This is a genomic window from Cupriavidus sp. 2KB_3, from assembly GCF_052115685.1.
Classification (GTDB): domain Bacteria; phylum Pseudomonadota; class Gammaproteobacteria; order Burkholderiales; family Burkholderiaceae; genus Cupriavidus; species Cupriavidus campinensis.
The window spans coordinates 1-20,271 of the sequence record NZ_JBFRHD010000008.1 but is presented as its reverse complement, the minus strand read 5'-3'; the positions used below and the strand labels follow the sequence as shown (position 1 = coordinate 20,271).

19 protein-coding genes and 1 other RNA gene are annotated in these 20,271 nt (G+C 64.1%); 13 read left to right on the top strand and 7 right to left on the bottom strand.

What is annotated here, in order from left to right; genetic code table 11:
* Window positions 1–14 precede the first annotated feature (14 nt).
* The 6 genes from AB4120_RS10385 to ompA form a co-directional block, all read right to left on the bottom strand.
* On the bottom strand, window positions 15–419 hold the full coding sequence (locus AB4120_RS10385) for a hypothetical protein (RefSeq protein ID WP_144197529.1): 405 nt from the start codon (window positions 417–419) through the stop codon (window positions 15–17).
* A 343-nt stretch (window positions 420–762) separates the two neighbouring features.
* Window positions 763–2,130: an O-antigen polymerase gene (locus tag AB4120_RS10380; protein WP_441642209.1), complete on the bottom strand. Its 1,368-nt coding sequence runs from the start codon at window positions 2,128–2,130 to the stop codon at window positions 763–765.
* A 278-nt stretch (window positions 2,131–2,408) separates the two neighbouring features.
* Window positions 2,409–2,769, bottom strand: a transfer-messenger RNA (tmRNA) gene (ssrA, locus tag AB4120_RS10375).
* Window positions 2,770–2,823: 54 nt separating this feature from the next.
* The gene (gph, locus tag AB4120_RS10370) at window positions 2,824–3,483 is read right to left on the bottom strand and encodes a phosphoglycolate phosphatase (RefSeq protein ID WP_149136533.1); all 660 of its coding nucleotides are present in this window, start codon (window positions 3,481–3,483) and stop codon (window positions 2,824–2,826) included.
* A 3-nt stretch (window positions 3,484–3,486) separates the two neighbouring features.
* On the bottom strand, window positions 3,487–4,242 hold the full coding sequence (gene ubiG / locus AB4120_RS10365; RefSeq protein ID WP_149136532.1) for a bifunctional 2-polyprenyl-6-hydroxyphenol methylase/3-demethylubiquinol 3-O-methyltransferase UbiG: 756 nt from the start codon (window positions 4,240–4,242) through the stop codon (window positions 3,487–3,489).
* 135 nt (window positions 4,243–4,377) lie between these two features.
* The gene (gene ompA / locus AB4120_RS10360; protein ID WP_144197428.1) at window positions 4,378–5,034 is read right to left on the bottom strand and encodes an outer membrane protein OmpA; all 657 of its coding nucleotides are present in this window, start codon (window positions 5,032–5,034) and stop codon (window positions 4,378–4,380) included.
* 447 nt (window positions 5,035–5,481) lie between these two features.
* On the opposite strand from ompA, the gene gyrA reads away from it, so the two are divergent.
* The 7 genes from gyrA to aroA all read left to right on the top strand — a co-directional run bounded on the left by gyrA (window position 5,482) and on the right by aroA (window position 14,811).
* Window positions 5,482–8,232 carry a DNA gyrase subunit A gene (gene gyrA, locus AB4120_RS10355; RefSeq protein WP_441642208.1) on the top strand — a complete coding sequence of 917 codons (2,751 nt, stop codon included), beginning with the start codon at window positions 5,482–5,484 and terminating at the stop codon, window positions 8,230–8,232.
* 81 nt (window positions 8,233–8,313) lie between these two features.
* On the top strand, window positions 8,314–8,883 hold the full coding sequence (locus AB4120_RS10350; RefSeq protein WP_144197430.1) for a DUF2059 domain-containing protein: 570 nt from the start codon (window positions 8,314–8,316) through the stop codon (window positions 8,881–8,883).
* A 116-nt stretch (window positions 8,884–8,999) separates the two neighbouring features.
* Window positions 9,000–10,163, top strand: a complete 1,164-nt coding sequence (gene serC / locus AB4120_RS10345) for a 3-phosphoserine/phosphohydroxythreonine transaminase (protein ID WP_144197431.1) — start codon at window positions 9,000–9,002, stop codon at window positions 10,161–10,163.
* Window positions 10,164–10,220: 57 nt separating this feature from the next.
* Window positions 10,221–11,369 (top strand): prephenate dehydratase, encoded by a 1,149-nt coding sequence (gene pheA / locus AB4120_RS10340; protein ID WP_149136531.1) that lies wholly within the window; start codon window positions 10,221–10,223, stop codon window positions 11,367–11,369.
* A gap of 16 nt (window positions 11,370–11,385) precedes the next feature.
* Window positions 11,386–12,531 carry a histidinol-phosphate transaminase gene (hisC, locus tag AB4120_RS10335; RefSeq protein WP_149136530.1) on the top strand — a complete coding sequence of 382 codons (1,146 nt, stop codon included), beginning with the start codon at window positions 11,386–11,388 and terminating at the stop codon, window positions 12,529–12,531.
* Between the two features lie 48 nt (window positions 12,532–12,579).
* Window positions 12,580–13,476: a prephenate dehydrogenase gene (locus AB4120_RS10330; protein ID WP_149136529.1), complete on the top strand. Its 897-nt coding sequence runs from the start codon at window positions 12,580–12,582 to the stop codon at window positions 13,474–13,476.
* Between the two features lie 21 nt (window positions 13,477–13,497).
* Window positions 13,498–14,811, top strand: a complete 1,314-nt coding sequence (aroA, locus tag AB4120_RS10325; protein WP_149136528.1) for a 3-phosphoshikimate 1-carboxyvinyltransferase — start codon at window positions 13,498–13,500, stop codon at window positions 14,809–14,811.
* A 13-nt stretch (window positions 14,812–14,824) separates the two neighbouring features.
* Here aroA and AB4120_RS10320 read toward each other — a convergent pair whose 3' ends face one another.
* Window positions 14,825–15,055: a DUF2061 domain-containing protein gene (locus tag AB4120_RS10320; RefSeq protein ID WP_262389472.1), complete on the bottom strand. Its 231-nt coding sequence runs from the start codon at window positions 15,053–15,055 to the stop codon at window positions 14,825–14,827.
* A gap of 167 nt (window positions 15,056–15,222) precedes the next feature.
* Here AB4120_RS10320 and cmk point away from each other — a divergent pair, with 167 nt between their 5' ends.
* From cmk to AB4120_RS10290, 6 genes are all read left to right on the top strand, one after another.
* Window positions 15,223–15,885: a (d)CMP kinase gene (gene cmk / locus AB4120_RS10315; protein WP_149136527.1), complete on the top strand. Its 663-nt coding sequence runs from the start codon at window positions 15,223–15,225 to the stop codon at window positions 15,883–15,885.
* A 40-nt stretch (window positions 15,886–15,925) separates the two neighbouring features.
* Entirely contained in the window at window positions 15,926–17,713 is a 1,788-nt protein-coding gene (rpsA, locus tag AB4120_RS10310; protein ID WP_280527750.1) for a 30S ribosomal protein S1, read from the top strand.
* 30 nt (window positions 17,714–17,743) lie between these two features.
* On the top strand, window positions 17,744–18,151 hold the full coding sequence (locus tag AB4120_RS10305; protein WP_144197439.1) for an integration host factor subunit beta: 408 nt from the start codon (window positions 17,744–17,746) through the stop codon (window positions 18,149–18,151).
* Between the two features lie 211 nt (window positions 18,152–18,362).
* Window positions 18,363–18,686, top strand: coding sequence for a lipopolysaccharide assembly protein LapA domain-containing protein (locus tag AB4120_RS10300; protein WP_092298428.1), 324 nt, complete (start codon window positions 18,363–18,365; stop codon window positions 18,684–18,686).
* 3 nt (window positions 18,687–18,689) lie between these two features.
* Window positions 18,690–19,919 (top strand): lipopolysaccharide assembly protein LapB, encoded by a 1,230-nt coding sequence (gene lapB, locus AB4120_RS10295; RefSeq protein ID WP_149136526.1) that lies wholly within the window; start codon window positions 18,690–18,692, stop codon window positions 19,917–19,919.
* Between the two features lie 44 nt (window positions 19,920–19,963).
* A partial coding sequence (locus AB4120_RS10290; protein ID WP_441642207.1) for a 2-dehydropantoate 2-reductase N-terminal domain-containing protein occupies window positions 19,964–20,271 on the top strand: 308 nt, incomplete at its 3' end.

Sequence of the window (20,271 nt, the reverse complement as noted above, 5' to 3'; positions counted from 1 at the left end):
TTCCGGTGGTGGATTTAGTGCAGCATGGACGGCATATCATCGTCTTCGTCATCCCAGTCTTCATGCGTGATGGGAGACTCCGGCGCCATATCCCACACCATGGAATGGAACCGCGGCGTGAACCATTCGCGGAACATGGCCAGGGACATATTCTCGGGCCACATGGAATCATCAAACCATTCGCCCAACATGAATTCGAAGAATGCCTGCCAGCGCTTTTCCACCCAGCGCATAGCAGTCTCCGGGGAATCCGCCACTTCCGACGGCAAGAGGAAGACGCTGGCGTCGTCGCGGACGTCCTCGAGCGACAGGCCTGGCACGGGCTCCGGGTCGACGGCCTTGATCCAGTCCAGGAACGGCTGCTCGGGCAGCAGCATGACCATGGAGCGGTTGAGGGTGAAGCGGGGATGGTCGGTCATGGGGTTGGGCAGGAAGAGGCGGGCGTCCATTGTAGCCCCGCGCGGCCAAGGGACCCATGCGTTATCTCGTGTCTTGGCGGAAGGCTTCAGGAAAATGGCAAATCTGCCGATATCCATGGGATCTGGCATTGGAGATTGGCAATGAGCCTGACATTCCAAGCGCCCGGTGAAGCGGTCGCCCAGACGGCGACGGAGCGCTTTGCCGAGGCGGAGAAACACGAAGACCGGCAAGTACGCTGGGCCGCGCAGGCCGCCATCGCGTTGGATTCCGGCGATATGTACCTGGTGGGCCTGGTGCTGTTCAAGGCCATCCAGGAGTGCGGCATGGAAGCATTTGCCGAACTCAGCGGGCAGACTCCCGGCCGCCTGCAGCGGCTGTGGATGCCGGGTGTGTTGACATCGGTGAACGAGGCTGCACATCTCTTCGGCCTGCTCGGCGTGCACGTGGTGCTGGACCGATTCTATGCCGCGCGCCTGGCAGCGAGCCAGCCGGCGGAATCGGTGCATTGACCGTCTTTGTCGCCGAGAACCGCACGAAGAGCATGTACCAGAAGAACACCTGAACCCAGGTAGACAGCAACGTCGCGTACATATCCTGAAAAAACTGCATTACCAGCGGGAACAAGGTCGCGGAATAAATAAAGATCCACGGCCCGCCGCGATGGCGCATCAGGCGGAACAAGGAGAAGTGCAGGGCCGCCGAGGCAACCGCGAATCCCACTACGCCTGCTGCTCCAAAATCGCGAAAATACGGATCCATGACTGTGAACACGTTGATGCGATCCGGTACATGCACATAATCACGTATAAGCGGTGGTGATTCGAATCCGATGCCTGCCAGCTTGGTAAGCAAAATCTGGAAGAATCGCAGCGAATAACCGCCCAGCGCCAGCGGTTCAGGGTTGCCGTCGGCCACCACGGCCATCGCCATCGTTGGTGACAGCACGTAGACTTTCAGCATCCTCAGGATGCTCTCGACGTTAGCTGTCAGCGAGGCATGGTGGTCCAATCCCTTGCGCGTGAGCAGCGCCACGACGATAAACGAAGCAAGCAACATGACGCCGAGGATGACGGCGCCGCGTAGCCTGAGCTTGCCCGTGGAGATCAGCGGGAAGGCCAGGAAGCAGAACATCATCAGAAAGAACGTCCTGCCAGTGCAGAGGAATGCCATGGCGGTCGCGGATCCGACGCTGATGATCAGGTTCAGCAGGCCCTTTCGCGTTGCCACAAACTGCACCAGACGAATCGACGCGACCACGAAGGCCAGCGGGACGAAATAGGCCAGCAGGCCGTATCCGCCGGCTCCCTCCTCGATCAAGGCAGTGCGTAGCGCGATATAGCCAGTTCTGGACAAAATGCTACCACCGGCCAGTTGCGTTGCTTTCAGATAAAGCAGGGGAACCACTGCCAGGACCGCCCACTGAGCCCAAGTCAGGCAGTGAATTCGGTAGTCAATTTCCACGCTCGCGGGTGTGCGGCGCTTGCCCTGTGTTGCGGCAACCGCGAACGCGAGATACACACAAAGCATGCTCGCCAACAACTGCCAGATATACGGGGATGTGGGCGAGAAGGTCCCGCGTGTCGCCATCAGCCCGACTGTAATGCTGAGCCACAAGCTGAAGAAAATGCTGAATGGATTACCTTGCCCAAGCTTGCCGGCAACCGAAGTGGCAAGACCGATCAACGCGAGCAAGGCACAAATGGCGAGCATGTCGTTCTTGTGGGCGCTGGTTGGCGGGGAGATTCAAAGATAGTGCATGCGGAGTGGCCACGGTTGCGGCTGCTGGCGAGCGAGGGAATGGCTCCGCCGGCGCTATGCGTTGCCGAAGCGGCTGAATGCCATGTAGTGGGAACATTTTCGGCCGATATGGCCGGAGGGGGTATAGGTCGCGGTCCTACAACGACGCATCCGTGCGGCAACAAAAAGCCCGCGAAGCAGGGTGCTATCGCGGGCTTTTCGCCTTCCGAATACAACTACGGACTGAATACTGGTGGAGCCGGCGGGAATCGAACCCGCGTCCGCAAGCCCTCCACAGAGAGTTCTACATACTTAGTTCTGTCATTTGATTTAACCGCCGCATCGCGGACGAACACGCTCTACGACGGCGAGTCACTAGATTTTCGTCCTCGGGCCCGTGACACTCCCGAAGCTTATCTGACGTAAATGACCTCGCAAGTTCTTGCGAACCCTAGCCCGTCAGCGAGCCAGTGCGAGGACGGCTAGCCCTTAGGCTGCCAGTGCGTAACGTTCGTCGTTAGCAGTTATTGCATTCCCATTGATTAACGAGGTGACGGGTCCTCGGTATGCCCTCCACTGCTTCGCAACCCACGTCGAAACCAGGTCGGCCCCAGTGTGAAGATGTAGGAGACGGATTGTACTCGCTTTGGCCGCTGGCCGGGGGCTTCAGTTCCCGAACAGGGCCAGCAGCTCGGCCGGGTGACGGATCAGGTAGTCCGCGCCCCAGGCTTCGGGCGGCTCGCCGTCGCCGCAGTAGCCGTACGCGGCGGTCACCGTGGCCATGCCGGCCGCCTTGCCGGCCTGGATGTCGCGCAGGTCGTCGCCCACGTACAGGCAGCGTGCCGGCGCCACGCCGCTGACCTCGGCCGCGTGCAGCAGCGGGGCGGGGTGGGGCTTGGCATGCGCGGTGGTGTCGCCGCTGACCACGGCCGCGGCGCGGGGCGCGAGGCCGATCGCGGCCACCAGCGGTACGGTGAAGCGGGCGATCTTGTTGGTCACGATGCCCCAGCGGATGCCGGCGGCTTCCAGCCGGGCCAGCACGTCGTCCATGCCGTCGAACAGGCGGGTATGCACCGCGATGTCGGCCTCGTAGTAGTCGAGGAAGGTATCGCGCAGGGCGGGGAACTCGGGGTCGTCGGGCGACTTGCCGAACGCCGCGCCGATCAGGCCGCGTGCCCCGTGCGAAGCCACCGGCCGCAGCTTCTCATAGGCCACGGGCGGCAGGCCGTGTTCCACCACGAGCCGGTTGGCGGCTGCGGCGAGATCGGGGGCGGTGTCGGCGAGCGTGCCGTCGAGATCGAAAAATACCGCGTCGAAGGTGCGCATGGGTCAGCCCGCCGCTTTCGTCGCCGTCTTGCGGAAGGCCATCATGTAATTGACGCCTGTGTCATGGCCGAGCGAGTACGTTTGCGACAACGGGTTGTAGGTCATGCCACGCATCTCGATCAGGTCCAGCCCGGCCTGGCGCGCGAAGCGGGCCATCTCGGATGGCGTGATGAACTTCTCGTAGTCGTGGGTACCGCGCGGCAGCATGTTCAGCACGTATTCGGCGCCGACGATAGCCAGCAGGTAGGCCTTGAGGTTGCGGTTGATCGTCGAGAAGAACACGTAGCCGCCCGGGCGGACCAGCGTCGTGCAGGCGCGCACGATGGAGGCGGGGTCGGGCACGTGCTCGAGCATTTCCATGCAGGTCACCACGTCCACGCTCCCGGGAATGCGCGCGGCGAGGTCTTCGACGGCGATTTCCTCATAGGTGACCGGCACGCCCGACTCCAGGCTGTGCAGGTCCGCCACCTTGAGGGCCTTGGTCGACAGGTCGATGCCGCGTACCGTGGCGCCAAGCCGCGCCATGCTTTCGGACAGGATGCCGCCGCCGCAGCCCACGTCGATCACCTGCTTGCCGGGCAGGTGCGCGATGCCGTTGATCCAGCCCAGGCGCAGCGGGTTCAGGTCGTGGAGTGGCTTGAACTCGCTGTTCGGGTCCCACCAGCGGTGGGCCAGCTCGCTGAACTTGTCGATCTCTTTCGGATCGGCGTTGCGGCCGGGGGTGCTGCCAGCAGGGGAGAGGGTGGAGGTTTGCGACATCGTCAAAGGAGTGGGGTCCCCGGCGCACGGCCCGGAACCTGAGTGCGGAGAGAAGCGTCCGGCAACTGTACCAAAAATAGCGGGCAAAAAAAAAGCCCAGCTTGCGCTGGGCTTTCTTCATCGGAGAGGATCCGATTAACGTGCGCTGCGGGTGCCGACCACTTCGACTTCCACGCGGCGGTTCGGCTGCTGGCAGGCGATCTGTGCCGTGCGGTTGCCCTTGCACGACTTCGGATCCACCTTCAGCTGGCGCTTGCCCTTGCCTTCGGTGTACACGCGGTTGGCTTCCACGCCCTTGCTCACCAGGTAAGCCTTGACGGATTCAGCACGACGGATCGACAGACGATCGTTGTACTTGTCCGAACCGAACGCGTCGGTGTGGCCCACGGCGATGATCACTTCGAGGGTGATGCCTTGCAGCTTCGAGACCAGGTCGTCCAGCTTGGCCTTGCCTTCGGGCTTCAGAACAGCCTTGTCGAAGTCGAACAGGGTGTCAGCTGCGAAAGTGACCTTCTCGCTCGACACAACCGGAGGAGCCACCGGGGTCGGTGCCGGAGCCGGAGCAGCAGCCGGAGCCAGTGCGCCATCGCACAGGGCATTGGCCGTTGCCGGGGTCCAGGAGCTGTCGCGCCAGCAGAGCTCGTTCGTGCCATTCTTCCACACGTACTCGCTCGTACCGTTGCCCCAGTTGTCGTTCACAGCCTTCTTTTCATAGGGGACGGACTGGGCTTGAGCGGATGCAGCCATTACTGCGGTAGCTGCAACGAGCGCGAGCTTGGCAAATTTTTTCATATTTCTCCTCTCAGGATGAGATCACCGCAGGGTTACTGCGAGCAAATGGACGAAAACAAGTCATACATTCTTCGGAGTATAACATTCTCGATGTGGTGGATGCTCCACTTCGAACAATGTCTGGCTCTTCGCTGGGGAATTGTGCCACAAGGCTCGTTTCCTAAGAAGTAAATATATTCGATTCAACCCTGGGGTTTTGGGCCTGTGGTGTTTGTGCAACATCACTCTTGCGGTGCCCGCAAACCCTTGTCCCGTATAGCTTGCGGGCGGTAGGCGCCGCGCTGCGGAGGGCGCCGGCGGGCCCGTTTCCGGGCCGTCCGGTGGGCGTCGGGAAGGGGTGGCGCGCGTGGTAGAATGCCATGTTGCCCGTCCCGGACAGGCGCCCCCGCCGGCGCTCCTGGGGCCAGGGTCTCATTCGCTAAAACCCGCCGCATAAACCAAGCCGCAATGGATCAATTCGCCAAAGAAACGCTTCCGGTTTCCCTGGAAGAGGAAATGCGCCGCTCATACCTGGATTACGCGATGAGCGTTATCGTCGGGCGTGCGCTTCCCGACGTCCGGGATGGCCTGAAACCAGTACATCGGCGCGTGCTCTTTGCGATGCATGAGCTGAATAACGACTGGAACCGAGCCTATAAGAAATCGGCCCGTATTGTCGGTGATGTGATCGGTAAGTATCACCCGCACGGCGACACCGCCGTTTATGACACGATCGTCCGCATGGCGCAGAATTTCTCGCTGCGCTACATGCTGGTAGACGGGCAGGGCAACTTCGGCTCGGTCGATGGGGATAACGCGGCAGCCATGCGTTATACCGAAATCCGCCTGTCGAAGATCGCGCATGAAATGCTCCACGATATCGACAAGGAAACTGTCGATTTCGAGCCGAACTACGACGGTTCTGAAAAAGAACCGAGTATTTTGCCGGCGCGTATTCCGAATTTGCTGATCAATGGCTCGTCGGGTATTGCGGTGGGCATGGCCACCAATATCCCCCCGCATAACCTCAATGAGGTGGTGGACGCCTGCCTGCATCTGCTGCGCAATCGCGACGCCACGGTGGATGACCTGATCGAACTGGTGCCGGCGCCTGATTTTCCGACGGCTGGCATTATTTATGGCATCCAGGGCGTGCGCGAAGGCTATCGTACCGGGCGGGGCCGCATCGTCATGCGCGCCCGGACGCACTTCGAGGACATCGACCGCGGCCAGCGCCAGGCGATCATCGTCGACGAACTGCCGTATCAGGTGAACAAGCGGACACTTCTCGAGCGTATCGCCGAGCTGGTGACCGAGAAGAAGGTCGAGGGCATTTCCGACATCCGCGACGAGTCCGACAAGTCGGGCATGCGCGTGGTGATCGAACTGAAGCGCAACGAGGTGCCCGAGGTTGTCCTTAACAACCTATATAAGAACACCCAGCTGCAGGACACCTTCGGCATGAACATGGTGGCGCTGGTCGACGGCCAGCCGCGCCTGCTGAACCTGCGCCAGATGCTGGACGCGTTCCTGTCGCACCGGCGCGAGGTGGTCACCCGCCGCACCGTGTTCGAGCTGCGCAAGGCGCGCGAGCGCGGCCATGTGCTGGAAGGCCTGGCGGTGGCGCTGGCGAACATCGACGAGTTCATCGCGATCATCAAGGCCGCGCCGACGCCGCCGGTCGCCAAGCAGGAGCTGATGGCCAAGTCGTGGGACTCGGCCCTCGTGCGCGACATGCTTGCGCGTGCCGAAAGCGACACTGCCGGCGGCCGTGCCTCGTATCGCCCGGATGGCCTGCCCGCTGTGTTCGGCATGCAACCGGATGGCCTGTATCGCCTCTCCGACGGCCAGGCGCAGGAAATCCTGCAAATGCGCCTGCAACGCCTCACGGGCCTGGAGCAGGACAAGATCGTCCAGGAATACCGCGAAGTGATGGCGGTGATCGCAGACCTGCTGGACATCCTGGCGCGTCCGGAGCGTATTACGACCATCATCTCCGACGAACTCGGCGCCATCCGCGCCGAATTCGGCGACGAGCGCCGCTCCACCATCGAACTGAACGCGACCGAACTCGACACCGAGGATCTGATCACGCCGCAGGACATGGTGGTCACGCTCTCGCACAGCGGCTATATGAAGAGCCAGCCGATTTCCGAGTACCGTGCGCAGAAGCGTGGCGGGCGCGGCAAGCTGGCTACGGCCACCAAGGAAGACGACTGGATCGACACGCTGTTCGTGGCCAACACGCACGACTACATCCTGTGCTTCTCCAACCGTGGCCGGCTGTACTGGCTCAAGGTGTACGAAGTGCCGCAGGGGTCGCGCAACTCGCGTGGCCGCCCGATCGTTAACATGTTCCCGCTCGCCGATGGCGAGAAGATCAATGTGATTCTGCCGGTGCGCCAGTTCGACGCCGAGCACTTCATCTTCATGGCCACCGCGCGCGGCACGGTCAAGAAGACCGCGCTGACCGAGTTCTCGAACCCGCGCAAGGCCGGCATCATCGCCGTGGACCTGGACGAGGGCGATTTCCTGATCGGTGCCGCCGTGACCGATGGCCAGCATGACGTGATGCTGTTCTCCGACGCCGGCAAGGCCGTGCGCTTCGACGAGAACGACGTGCGTCCGATGGGCCGTCAGGCTCGTGGCGTACGCGGCATGAATCTCGAGGAAAGCCAGTCGGTCATCGCCATGCTGGTAGCGCCGGCAGAAACTGCGGTGGCGGAATCGGCCGAATCGGCAGCGTCGACCGAAGGCGACGCAGGGTCCGAGGGCGCCGTCGCGGCGGTGGGCAGCGTGCTGACCGCCACCGAGAACGGCTACGGCAAGCGCACGCCGATCTCGGAATACACTCGACATGGCCGCGGCACCAAGGGCATGATTGCGATCCAGACCAGCGAGCGCAATGGCCGCGTAGTGGCCGCCGCGCTGGTATCTCCCGAGGACGAGATCATGCTGATCACGACCGGCGGCGTGCTGATCCGCACCCGTGTGGCCGAGATCCGCGAGATGGGCCGCGCCACGCAGGGCGTGACGCTGATCAACGTGGACGAGGGCACCAAGCTGTCGGGCCTGCAACGGATCGTCGAGACCGATGCCGACAATGGCGCCGGGATCGAGGGTGCCGAGGATGCGGACGCCGATGTGGTGGAAGGTGCCGCTGGCACCGCCGGTGCGGAAGGTGCCGACGGCGCAACCGACGCGGACGCGAATTCGTAATTTGTTGCAACAACAGGACGACGGCCGGAACTCGCCAGACGGCCGTGCGGACTAATCGGACATATTTTCCAGGGAGTCATAATGCTCAAAACCTATCGACGTATTGCTGTTCTGGCTGCTTTTGTCCCGACGATGATGGTGGCCCAGGCCGCCCACGCTCAGGCGCAGGATGCCGACAAGACCGCCGCCATCAAGGAACTGCTCTCCGTCATGCAGGCCGACCAGGCCGTGAAGGGCCAGGCCGAAAACTGGCAGAACGGCGCCAAGCAGGAAGCGCCGCTGGTCCTCGAGCAGGTCCTCGTGGAAAACAAGACGCTGAACGACAAGCAGAAGCAGGCCGCTGTCGACAAGCTGAAGAAGAACGGCGCAGTGCAGCGCATGGTGGATGGCGCCGGCACGGCGTTCAACACCGATGGTTTCCGCCAGGACGCCATCAAGGCCCACTACGACGCGTTCGGCAAGTACTACAGCACGCAGGAAATCAAGGACCTGACCACGTTCCTGAAGTCGCCGACGGGCCAGAAGTTCATGGCCAACCAGGGCAAGGCGACCCAGGAAATCTGGGGTTCGATGATGCAGAAGTACGGCCCGCAGGTTGGCAAGTCGATGCGTGACTCGGCCGAGAAGGAAATCGCCGCTGCTGCGAAGTAAGTGATCCGCAAGGAATCGACGGCCGATCCGGCCGCCGAGCCGCTGCCCTAGCGGCGCGCGTTTGAGGGATAATGGCTGCCTGGTTCAAACCGGCAGCCATTTTTCCTTCTTCCTCCATGAACGATCCCCAGAATCCCGCCCTCGCTGGCCTGCAACGCAACGTGGCCGAGCGCGTGTTCAATTTCTCGCCCGGTCCGGCCGCGCTGCCGACCGAAGTCCTGCAGCAGGCGGCCGAGGAAATGCTGTCGTGGCGCGGCACCGGCGTGTCGGTCATGGAGATGAGCCACCGCAGCCGCGAGTTCGAGGGCATCCACAATGAAGCCCTTGCCGATCTGCGCGAACTGCTCCATGTGCCGAAGAACTTCCGCATCCTGTTCCTGCAGGGCGGGGCGATTGGCGAGAATGGCATCGTGCCGCTGAACCTGGCCAGCCGCGTCAATGCGGCCAAGCCGAAGACCGATTTCGTCGTGACCGGCACGTGGTCGGTCAAGACCGAGCAGGAAGCGCGCCGCTATGGCGAGGTCAATATTGCGGCGTCGAGCGCGGATCGTAAATTTACGAAAATTCCGGATGTCGCCAGCTGGAAGCTGTCGGACGACGCGGCCTATGTGCACCTGTGCACGAACGAGACCATCGTCGGCGTGGAGTTCCAGGAGATTCCCGACATCGGCCAGACCGGCACGCACGACAAGGGCCGCATCGTGGTGGCCGACGCGTCCAGCCATATCCTGTCGCGCCCGATCGACTGGTCGCGCGTGCAGGTGGTCTACGGCGGCGCGCAGAAGAACATCGGCCCGGCCGGCGTGACCATCGTCATCGTGCGCGAGGACCTGATCGGCTTCGCGCATCCGCTGTGCCCGTCGGCGTTCAACTGGCGCCAAGTGGCCGAACATGATTCGATGTACAACACGCCGCCCACCTATGCGATCTATATCGCCGGGCTCGTGTTCAAGTGGCTCAAGGCCCAGGGCGGCGTGCCCGGCATCGAGCAGCGCAATATCGCCAAGGCGCGCGCGCTGTACGACTTCCTGGACCAGAGCGACTACTACCGTAACGAGATTGACCCCAGCTGCCGCTCGCGCATGAACGTACCGTTCTTCCTGCGCGATGAATCGCGCAACGAAGCGTTCCTGACCCAGGCGCGCGCGAACGGCCTGGTACAGCTCAAGGGCCACAAGTCCGTGGGCGGCATGCGCGCCAGCATCTATAACGCGATGCCACTGGAAGGCGTGACCGCGCTGATCGACTTCATGCGCGAATTCGAGCGTACTGCCGCCTGACGGCGGGTTTGCACCGATTCTTCCCGGCCGCCCCGGCGCGGCCCACCAGGCTTTGACATGACTAGCGAAGACAAGCGCGCGAACAACGACGCGCCGCCCACAGGGAACCCCGGTCCCAGCGCCCAGGAGCAGGCGCTGTCCGCCGACCTCGCGCCGCTGCGCGGCCAGATCGACGCGGTGGACCGCGAACTGCTGGCGCTGCTGAACCGCCGCGCCCAGCTCGCCCTAGATGTGGGCGAGGTCAAGAAGAAGTACGGCGCGCCCGTGTTTCGCCCCGAACGTGAATTGCAGGTCATCCGCAAGGTGCAGGCCGCCAATCCGGGCCCGCTGCTGGGCGAGAGCGTGGCGTCGATCTGGCGCGAGGTGATGTCCGCCTGCCGTGGGCTGGAAAAGCCGCTTGAGATTGCGTTCCTCGGCCCGGCCGGCACGTTCTCCGAGCAGGCGCTGTACGCGCATTTCGGCCATGAAGTAAGCGGCGTGCCGTGCCCGAGCATCGACGAGGTGTTCCGCGCCGTGGAAGCCGGCACCGTCGAATATGGCGTGGTGCCCGTGGAGAACTCGACCGAGGGCGCGGTGTCGCGCACGCTCGACCTGTTCCTGCAGACCTCGCTGAAGATCAGCGGTGAGATTGCGCTCAAGGTCCATCACAACCTGATGGCTTCCACGCCGGACATGAAGGGCGTAACCGTGGTGCGCGCCCATGCCCAGGCGCTGGCCCAGTGCCAGCACTGGCTCACGGCCAACTATCCGCACCTGGAGCGCCAGGCCGTCTCCAGCAACGCCGAGGCCGCGCGCATGGCGAGCGAAGACCCCACCGTGGCGGCCATCGCCGGGGAGTCGGCGGCCAACCGCTACCACCTGCATCTGGTGCGCACACATATCCAGGACGATCCGCACAACCGCACGCGGTTTGCCGTGATCGGCCGCTATGAGACCGAGCCTTCAGGCAGCGACCAGACGTCTCTTATCCTGTCGGTGCCGAACAAGGCCGGCGCGGTGTACCAACTGCTGGCGCCGCTGGCCGAAAACGGCGTGTCGATGTGCCGGTTCGAATCGCGCCCCGCGCGTAGCGGCGCGTGGGAGTACTACTTCTATGTGGACGTGGAAGGCCACCAGCACGAGCCCGCCGTGGCGCGCGCCCTGGAGGAGCTGAAGCGCAACGCCGCGTACTTCAAGGTGCTCGGCTCGTACCCGTCCAGCAAGTAAGGTTCAAGGAGCGAACATGGCAGAACCCGGCCGCGCCACCGACGACGCGCAGAATGCCGCCCACTATTTTGGGCCGTCCTATGTGAGAAAGATCTCGCCGTACATCGCTGGCAAGCCGATTGCCGAGGTGGCGCGGGAGTTCGGGCTGGACGAGGCGCGTATCGTCAAGCTGGCCTCGAACGAGAACCCGCTCGGCATGCCGGCCTCCGCCAAGTCCGCGATTGCGGCGGCGATGGATGAGCTGGGCCGCTATCCGGACAGCAACGGTTTCGAGTTGAAGGCGAAGCTTTCGGCGAAGTACGATGTCCCGGCTGAATGGCTGACGCTCGGCAACGGCAGTAACGACATCCTGGAGTTGGCCGCCCATGCGCTGGTGCGGCCGGGCGAGTCGATCGTCTATGCGGAATACTCGTTTGCCGTCTATGCGCTCGCCACGCAGGAAGTCGGCGCGCGCGCCATCGAGGTGAAGGCACGTGACTACGGCCATGACCTCGACGCGATGGCTGCGGCGATTGCGCCTGACACGCGCCTGGTCTTCATCGCCAATCCGAACAACCCGACCGGCACGTTCATTCCGGCGGCCGAGATCGAGGCGTTTCTGGCGAAAGTGCCATCCAACGTGGTGGTCGTGCTGGACGAGGCCTATAACGAATATCTCGATGCGGACCAGCAGTACGAGTCCGTGGCGTGGGTGCGCAAGTATCCGAACCTGATGGTCTCGCGCACGTTCTCGAAGGCCTACGGCCTGGCCGGGCTGCGCGTGGGCTACGGCGTGGCCCAGCCGCAACTGACCGACCTGCTGAACCGCGTGCGCCAGCCGTTCAACGTGAACAGCCTGGCCCAGGCTGCCGCCGTGGCAGCGCTTGGCGATGCCGACTTCCTCGGCCGCAGCGCCACGCTGAACCGCGAAGGCAAGGCGCAGCTGGTGGCCGCGTTCGACCGGCTTGGCCTCCAGCATGTGAAGTCATCCGGCAATTTCGTCATGGTCCGCGTGGGCACCGACGATGGTGCCGGCGCGCGCGTGAACCTGGCGCTGCTGAAGCAGGGCGTGATCGTGCGGCCGGTGGCGAACTACGGCCTGCCGCAGTGGTTGCGCGTGACGATTGGCCTGTCTGAAGAGAACGCCGCGTTCATCGCGGCGCTCGAGCAGGCATTGCAGTGATGAAGATGTCCGATTTTAAGTTTTCTGCCACGCTGGTGGCCTGATACCGTGAGCGCTCTGCATTTTTCCCGGGTTGTGATTGTCGGCGTGGGCCTGATTGGCGGCTCGCTGGCGTTGTCGCTGAAGCGCGCAGGCGTGGTGGGCACCGTGGTGGGCGTGGGCCGTTCGGCGGCTTCGCTCGAGAAGGCCAAACTGCTGGGCGTGATCGACGAGATTGCCTCGCTCGAAGACGCCGCGCGCGGCGCCAGCATGATTGTGCTGTGCGCGCCGGTCGCCCAGAACTTCGCGCTGTTGCACGCGCTGGAGCCGCACCTGGAGCCCGGCACGATCGTGACCGACGCGGGCAGCACCAAGTCCGACGTAATCATGGCCGCCAAGACCGCCCTGGGCGACAAGGTGGCCCAGTTCGTCCCCGCACACCCGATTGCCGGCCGCGAACTGAGCGGCGTGGAGGCGGCGCTGAACGACCTCTACCTCGGCAAGAAGGTGGTGCTGTGCCCGCTGCAGGAGAATGCGCGGACCGATGTGGCCGCGGTGCGCGCGATGTGGGAATCCACGGGCGCCGACTGCCATGTGATGTCCGCGGTACAGCACGACGCCGTGTTCGCGGCGGTGAGCCACCTGCCGCACCTGCTGGCCTTCGCGCTGGTCGCCCAACTGGTCAATGCCGAGGACGCCGCGCTGAAGCTCGACTTTGCCGGCGGCGGGTTCCGTGATTTCACGCGCATCGCGGGCTCCTCGCCCGAGATGTGGCGTGACATCTGCGTCGCCAACAAGGAGGCGCTGCTGCGCGAGATCGACACCTATGAGAAGGTGCTCGCGCACCTGAAGGCCCAGATCAAGGAAGGTGATGCCGAGGGCCTGGAGCGCGTGTTCACGCGGGCCAGCGGCGCCCGCCAGAAGTGGGGCACCGCGCGTGCGGCTGTCACCAACGTCGAACCCTGAAGCGCTGAAGCTGCCCACATCATGGAACATCTGACCCTCGCCCCCCTGACGCGTGCTTCCGGCACGGTGCGGCTGCCCGGCTCGAAGAGCATCTCCAACCGCGTGCTGCTGCTGGCGGCGCTTGCCACCGGCCAGACGCGCGTGCGCGATCTGCTGGACTCGGACGACACCCGCGTCATGCTCGACGCCCTGAAGGTGCTCGGCGTGAGCTGGCAGCGCGATGGCGGCGACTGCATCGTCACCGGCTCGGGTGGCAGTTTTGCGAATAAATCGGCCGATCTGTTCATGGGCAACGCCGGCACGGCGATCCGTCCGCTGACCGCGGCGCTGGCCCTGCAGGGCGGCACGTACCGGCTCTCCGGGGTGCCGCGCATGCACGAGCGGCCCATCGGCGATCTGGTCGACGGCCTGCGACAGGTGGGTGCGTCCGTGGATTACCTCGGCACGGAAGGTTACCCGCCGCTCCAGATCAACCCGGCGCAGATCCGCATCGACGCGCCGATCCGCGTGCGCGGCGATGTATCGAGCCAGTTCCTGACCGCGCTGCTGATGACGCTGCCGATGGCCAGCGCGCCGTCCGGCCGCATCGAGATCGAGGTGGTAGGCGAGCTGATTTCCAAGCCGTATATCGAGATCACCCTGAACCTGCTGGCGCGCTTTGGCATCGACGTGGAGCGGCAGGGCTGGGAGCGCTTCATCCTGCCGGCCGGCGCCCGGTACCGCTCGCCGGGCGAGATCTACGTGGAAGGCGATGCCTCCACGGCATCGTATTTTCTTGCGGCCGGCGCGATTGGCGGCGGACCGGTGCGCGTGGAAGGCGTGGGCTTGTCCAGCATCCAGGGCGACGTGCGCTTCGCCGATGCCCTGAACCGGATGGGCGCCAACGTGATGGCCGGCGACAACTGGATCGAGGTACGCGGCACCGAGCGCGACGACGGCCGGCTGAACGGCATCGAGCTCGACTGCAACCACATTCCCGACGCCGCGATGACGCTGGCCGTGGCCGCGCTGTTCGCGGAAGGCACCACCACGCTGACCAATATCGCCAGTTGGCGGGTCAAGGAAACGGACCGGATTTCGGCGATGGCGACCGAGTTGCGCAAGCTCGGTGCCACGGTGGAAGAGGGCGCCGACTACCTGCGTGTGACGCCACCGGCATCTGCAGCCGACTGGCGCACGCCAGCCGAAGGCATCGGCACCTATGATGATCACCGCATGGCGATGTGCTTCTCGCTGGCGGCATTCGGCCCGCTGCCGGTGCGTATCAACGAACCCGGCTGCGTGGCCAAGACATTCCCGGAGTACTTCTCGGTGTTTGCCGGGGTGGCGCGGTAAGCGGTCACTCCGGTCAAATGGTGGCCGTGGCGGGCACGCCGTGCCCGGCGCGCAGGGTGGCCACGCCGGACGCGCCGCGTTCGCGCCGCTCCCAGAACTTGTCGAAGAAATAGTGGGCCACGGTGTTCACGGCCGGCTCGATGAAGGTGATGGCGCCGCTGATGGCCAGGCTGCCGGTCAACGCATAGGTCACGCTGAAGGCGATGCCCAGGTGCATGAGGCCGAAAGTCAGTGTCTTGGCCATGATAGATTGCCTCGCATTCTTGGAGTTGGCTCGGGATTCGGGGTGGCTCGCCCGGGCTGTTCTGTGGGGATGGGTGGCGGGGAGGCCGCCCGTGCGAGCCATGGAACGAATGATAATGATTCCTAATTGATTTTCAAAATCAATAGTTTTTAGCGCACCAATAACCAATGACTATGATCGACGTCATCACCATTGATGGCCCCACGGCGTCCGGCAAGGGCACCGTGGCGCACAAGGTGGCCGACGCCCTTGGCTTTCACCTGCTCGACAGCGGCGCCCTTTACCGGCTCGTGGCGCTGGCGAGCGACCGCGCGGACGTAAACCTGCAGGACGTGTCCACCCTTGCAAGAATGGCGGCCGGCCTCGATGTGAAGTTCGGCCCGGACCGGGTCTGGCTGTCCGGCGAGGAGGTGAGCCAGGCCATCCGTGCCGAGGCCATCGGCAACCGGGCATCGGCCATCGCCGTGCACCAGCCGGTGCGTGATGCGTTGACAGCACTCCAGCGCGGCTTCCGCAAGCTGCCCGGGCTGGTGGCCGACGGCCGCGACATGGGCACGGTGATCTTTCCCGAGGCCCGCCTCAAGGTCTTCCTGACCGCAAGTGTCGAGGCACGCGCCCGCAGGCGCTATAAACAATTGATTGATAAGGGAATTTCTGCTAATATCGAAGACCTTTTGCGTGACCTTGAGGCGCGCGACGCGCGGGACCGTTCCCGTGCAGCCGCCCCGCTGCGTCCCGCCGAAGACGCGCAACGGCTCGATACCTCCGACATGTCGGTGGATGAAGCCGTGGCGCAGGTGCTGGATTGGTACGCCGCCGTAGGGCGTTGAACCGGTCCGGCGCCAGCTGGAGCCTTGCCCCGGATGACCGGTGCGAGGCGTTCATCAACTAACCCCGCTGCGATGGCAGACTGAGCGCGATTGTCGCGCCGGCCAGCGTACTGCGGACTGCTCACACACGTTTATGTCCGACCTGCAAACTAACGAATCCTTTGCCGCACTGTTCGAGGAATCCGTCGCCCGCTCCAATATGAAGGCTGGCGAAGTGATCTCCGCTGAAGTCGTGCGCATCGACCACAACTTCGTGGTCGTCAACGCCGGCCTCAAGTCCGAGGCATTCGTGCCGGTGGAGGAGTTCCTGAACGACCAGGGCGAACTCGAAGTGCAGGCCGGCGACTATGTCTCCGTGGCCATCGATGCGCTCGAGAACGGCTATGGCGACACGATTCTGTCCCGCGACAAGGCCAAGCGCCTGGCATCGTGGCTGAACCTCGAGAAGGCGCTGGAAGACGGCGAGATCATCTCTGGTACCGTGACCGGCAAGGTCAAGGGCGGCCTGACCGTGATGGTCAATGGCATCCGTGCCTTCCTGCCCGGTTCGCTCGTCGACGTGCGTCCGATCAAGGACACCACGCCGTACGAAGGCAAGACCCTCGAATTCAAGGTTATCAAGCTCGACCGCAAGCGTAACAACGTTGTGCTGTCGCGCCGTGCCGTGGTGGAAGCCACGCTGGGCGAAGAGCGCCAGAAGCTGATGGAAACGCTGAAGGAAGGCGCCATCGTCAACGGTATCGTCAAGAACATCACCGACTACGGCGCGTTCGTGGACCTGGGTGGCATCGACGGCCTGCTGCACATCACCGACCTGGCATGGCGTCGCGTGCGTCATCCGAGCGAAGTGCTGTCGGTTGGCCAGGAAATCACCGCCAAGATCCTCAAGTTCGACCAGGAAAAGAACCGCGTCTCGCTGGGCGTGAAGCAACTGGGCGAAGATCCGTGGGTGGGCATCTCGCGCCGCTACCCGCAAGGCACCCGCCTGTTCGGCAAGGTGACCAACCTGACCGACTACGGCGCGTTCGTCGAGATCGAAGCCGGCATCGAAGGCCTGGTCCACGTGTCCGAAATGGACTGGACCAACAAGAACGTGGCCCCGTCGAAGGTTGTCCAGCTGGGCGACGAAGTGGAAGTCATGGTTCTGGATATCGACGAAGACAAGCGTCGTATCAGCCTGGGCATGAAGCAGTGCAAGGCCAATCCGTGGGACGATTTCAGCCGCAACCACAAGAAGGGCGACAAGCTGACGGGCCAGATCAAGTCGATCACCGACTTCGGCGTGTTCATCGGCCTGCCCGGTGGCATCGACGGCCTGGTGCACCTGTCCGACCTGTCCTGGCAGGAAACCGGCGAAGAGGCCGTGCGCAAGTACAAGAAGGGCGACGAAGTGGAAGCCGTGGTACTGGGCATCGACGTCGACAAGGAACGCATCTCGCTGGGTATCAAGCAACTGTCGGGCGACCCGTTCAACAACTTCATCTCGGCCAACGACAAGGGTTCGCTGGTCAACGGCGTGATCAAGGCCGTTGATGCCAAGGGCGCCGTGGTGCAGCTGGCTGACGACGTGGAAGGCTACCTGCGCGCCTCGGAAATCTCCGCGGACCGCGTGGAAGATGCCCGCAACGTGCTGAAGGAAGGCGAGCAGATCACGGCCCTGGTGGTGAACGTGGACCGCAAGTCGCGCAACATCAACCTGTCGATCAAGGCCAAGGACAACGTGGAACAGCAGGAAGCCATGCAAAAGTTCGCGGCTGACACCGGCACGGCTGGCACGACCAACCTCGGCGCACTGCTGAAGGCCAAGCTCGGCCAGGACAACCAGTAATCGTCAGCGCCCGCGCCCGCGAGACCGCCCATGACCAAGTCCGAGCTCGTCGAAAAACTGGCTGCCCGTTTTCCGCAGTTGTTGCTGCGGGATGCGGACATCTCGGTGAAAACGATTCTCGACGCGATGTCCGAAGCCCTGGCCGATGGCCATCGCATCGAGATTCGCGGCTTCGGCAGCTTTGGTTTGAACCGGCGGCCTCCGCGTGTGGGCCGCAACCCCAAGTCCGGCGAACGCGTGCTGGTGCCCGAAAAACGGGTGCCGCACTTCAAGGCGGGCAAGGAGTTGCGCGAACGCGTGGACCGCAGCCCGGGGCCGTCGCATCACGGCCAGACCGTGCATCACGGTAATGGCTCGCATGGCGACCACGCCGCGCAGGTGTCGGCTCCGGCCGGTACGCTGCACGAGGATGGCCAGCTCAACCTGGTTCGGTCCTGACGCGAACGCGGTGACAATCTGGAAGTCTGTTGGAAAGCGCTCCCTCGGGAGCGCTTTTTTGTTTGGGGCGCCACGGTGCGCCGCGCGACCAAACGTTACCGTTTGCCTGAAGTGATTCCGCTACAATGCCGGGAACCCGTCGCCGGGAGCCATGGCGCACATTACGTGCGTCCATGCTTTCGCTGTCCTGAGTCCCGATGGCCGTCACCGCATGAAACTCATCGCCTGGATTTTCCGCATCGTCCTGTTCGCCCTGCTGTTCGTCCTGGCATTGCGCAACACTGAGGATGCGTCCCTGCAGCTGTTCCTTGGCGCCGTGTGGCATGCGCCGCTGATCCTGATCCTGCTGGCCGCGTTCGGGCTGGGTATCGTCGCGGCGCTGGCCGCGGTGGCGCCGGCGCTGATGCGTCAGCGGATGGAGGCCACGCGGCTGCGCCGCGCGCTGGCCCAGGCACGCGTGCCGATGCCGGCGGACACCGTGCCGCCCGAGGCCAAGCCCGGCGTTCCCTATAACGTAGTCGGCCCGAAAGTCTGACCCATGATGTTTGAAACCTGGTGGCTGCTGGTATTGCCGCTTGTCTTTGGCCTTGGCTGGATGGCGGCGCGGCTCGACCTGCGCCAGTTGATCAGCGAGCAGGGCGCACTGCCGCGCTCGTATTTCAAGGGCCTCAATTTCCTGCTCAACGAGCAGCCGGACCAGGCCATCGACGCCTTCGTCGAGGTGGCCCGGCTCGACCCCGAAACCACCGAACTCCACTTCGCATTGGGCGCGCTGTTCCGCCGTCGTGGCGAGACCGAACGCGCGATCCGCGTCCATCAGAACCTGGCCACGCGCCCGGACCTGCCCGAGCCCGAGCGCGAGCATGCGCTCTATGAACTGGGCCAGGACTTCCTGCGCGCCGGCCTGCTCGACCGCGCCGAGGAGTCGCTGCGCCGGCTGATGTCGGGCCCGTACGCGGCGTCGGCCAAGCGCGTGCTGCTGGAACTGTACGAAGTCGAGAAGGAATGGCAAAAGGCCATCGACGCCGCGCGCGAGCTGCAGACGCTCGAGCAGAAGGACTACCGCGTGCAGATCGCCCAGTTCTGCTGCGAACTGGCGCAGGACGCGCTCCAGAAGAAGCGTCCCGAAGACGCCGTGGCGTGGCTGCGCCGCGCGAGCGAGGAGAACCCGGCCAATGTGCGTGCGCCGATCCTGCTCGGCGACGTGGCGATGGCCAGTGGCGACGCCCGCGCCGCGTTGGGCCACTGGCTCGGCATTGAGACGCAGGATCCGGCCTACCTGCCGCTGGTGGCCGACCGCGTGGTCAAGGCCTACGGCACGCTGGGCGAGCAGGGCCAGGCGATCGACTGGCTGCGCGGGCTGCTCAAGGGCAACCTCGCCCCCGAGCTGCTCGATACCGCCTATCGCACCGAACTGGACGTAAACGGTCCGGAGGCCGCCGCCGCGCTGATGCGCGAGCAGCTGCGCCGCCAGCCCACGCTGCTGGCGCTGACGCGGTACTTCGAGGCGCAGGCTGCGGAGATGCAGGCAGTGGAAGCCGCCGCTGCCGATGGCGCCGCCGTGGCCACGGCTGGCGGCGAAGCCGTCGCGCAGGACCAGACGTCGGAAGTGGCCGCCATCCGCGACCTGTTGCAGCTACGCACGCGCAACCTTGCCCGCTACACCTGCCGCGAATGCGGCTTCCGCGCCCGGCTGTTCTACTGGCAGTGCCCCGGCTGCAATCGCTGGGAAACCTATGCCCCACGCCGCTCCGAAGCGCTTGGCTGATCGCAGTCTTTTGTTGAGCCCCTTTTTGTCCTGGAGCTTCTGCTATGAAAGTCACAATTATCGGTAGCGGCTATGTCGGCCTGGTCACCGGCGCCTGCCTGGCGGAACTCGGCAATTCGGTGTTCTGTCTCGATGTGGACGAACGCAAGATCGCCATGCTCAATGCGGGAGGCGTGCCGATCTATGAGCCGGGCCTCAAGGAGCTGATCGAGCGCAATCGCGCCGCCGGCCGCCTGACGTTTTCGACCGACGTGGCCGCCAGCGTGGAGCACGCCGACGTGCAGTTCATCGCCGTGGGCACGCCCCCGGACGAGGACGGCTCGGCAGACCTGCAATACGTGCTGGCCGCCGC

What these genes read in the sequence shown, in the direction of transcription:
- AB4120_RS10385 (WP_144197529.1), bottom strand. Translation starts at nt 419, where the DNA reads ATGACCGACCATCCCCGCTTCACCCTCAACCGCTCCATGGTCATGCTG.
- hisC (WP_149136530.1), top strand. Translation starts at nt 11,386, where the DNA reads ATGGCAGAACCCGGCCGCGCCACCGACGACGCGCAGAATGCCGCCCAC.
- AB4120_RS10300 (WP_092298428.1), top strand. Translation starts at nt 18,363, where the DNA reads ATGAAACTCATCGCCTGGATTTTCCGCATCGTCCTGTTCGCCCTGCTG.
- gph (WP_149136533.1), bottom strand. Translation starts at nt 3,483, where the DNA reads ATGCGCACCTTCGACGCGGTATTTTTCGATCTCGACGGCACGCTCGCC.
- lapB (WP_149136526.1), top strand. Translation starts at nt 18,690, where the DNA reads ATGATGTTTGAAACCTGGTGGCTGCTGGTATTGCCGCTTGTCTTTGGC.
- AB4120_RS10320 (WP_262389472.1), bottom strand. Translation starts at nt 15,055, where the DNA reads ATGGCCAAGACACTGACTTTCGGCCTCATGCACCTGGGCATCGCCTTC.
- AB4120_RS10305 (WP_144197439.1), top strand. Translation starts at nt 17,744, where the DNA reads ATGACCAAGTCCGAGCTCGTCGAAAAACTGGCTGCCCGTTTTCCGCAG.
- pheA (WP_149136531.1), top strand. Translation starts at nt 10,221, where the DNA reads ATGACTAGCGAAGACAAGCGCGCGAACAACGACGCGCCGCCCACAGGG.
- gyrA (WP_441642208.1), top strand. Translation starts at nt 5,482, where the DNA reads ATGGATCAATTCGCCAAAGAAACGCTTCCGGTTTCCCTGGAAGAGGAA.
- ubiG (WP_149136532.1), bottom strand. Translation starts at nt 4,242, where the DNA reads ATGTCGCAAACCTCCACCCTCTCCCCTGCTGGCAGCACCCCCGGCCGC.
- AB4120_RS10350 (WP_144197430.1), top strand. Translation starts at nt 8,314, where the DNA reads ATGCTCAAAACCTATCGACGTATTGCTGTTCTGGCTGCTTTTGTCCCG.
- serC (WP_144197431.1), top strand. Translation starts at nt 9,000, where the DNA reads ATGAACGATCCCCAGAATCCCGCCCTCGCTGGCCTGCAACGCAACGTG.
- aroA (WP_149136528.1), top strand. Translation starts at nt 13,498, where the DNA reads ATGGAACATCTGACCCTCGCCCCCCTGACGCGTGCTTCCGGCACGGTG.
- cmk (WP_149136527.1), top strand. Translation starts at nt 15,223, where the DNA reads ATGACTATGATCGACGTCATCACCATTGATGGCCCCACGGCGTCCGGC.
- ompA (WP_144197428.1), bottom strand. Translation starts at nt 5,034, where the DNA reads ATGAAAAAATTTGCCAAGCTCGCGCTCGTTGCAGCTACCGCAGTAATG.
- AB4120_RS10380 (WP_441642209.1), bottom strand. Translation starts at nt 2,130, where the DNA reads ATGCTCGCCATTTGTGCCTTGCTCGCGTTGATCGGTCTTGCCACTTCG.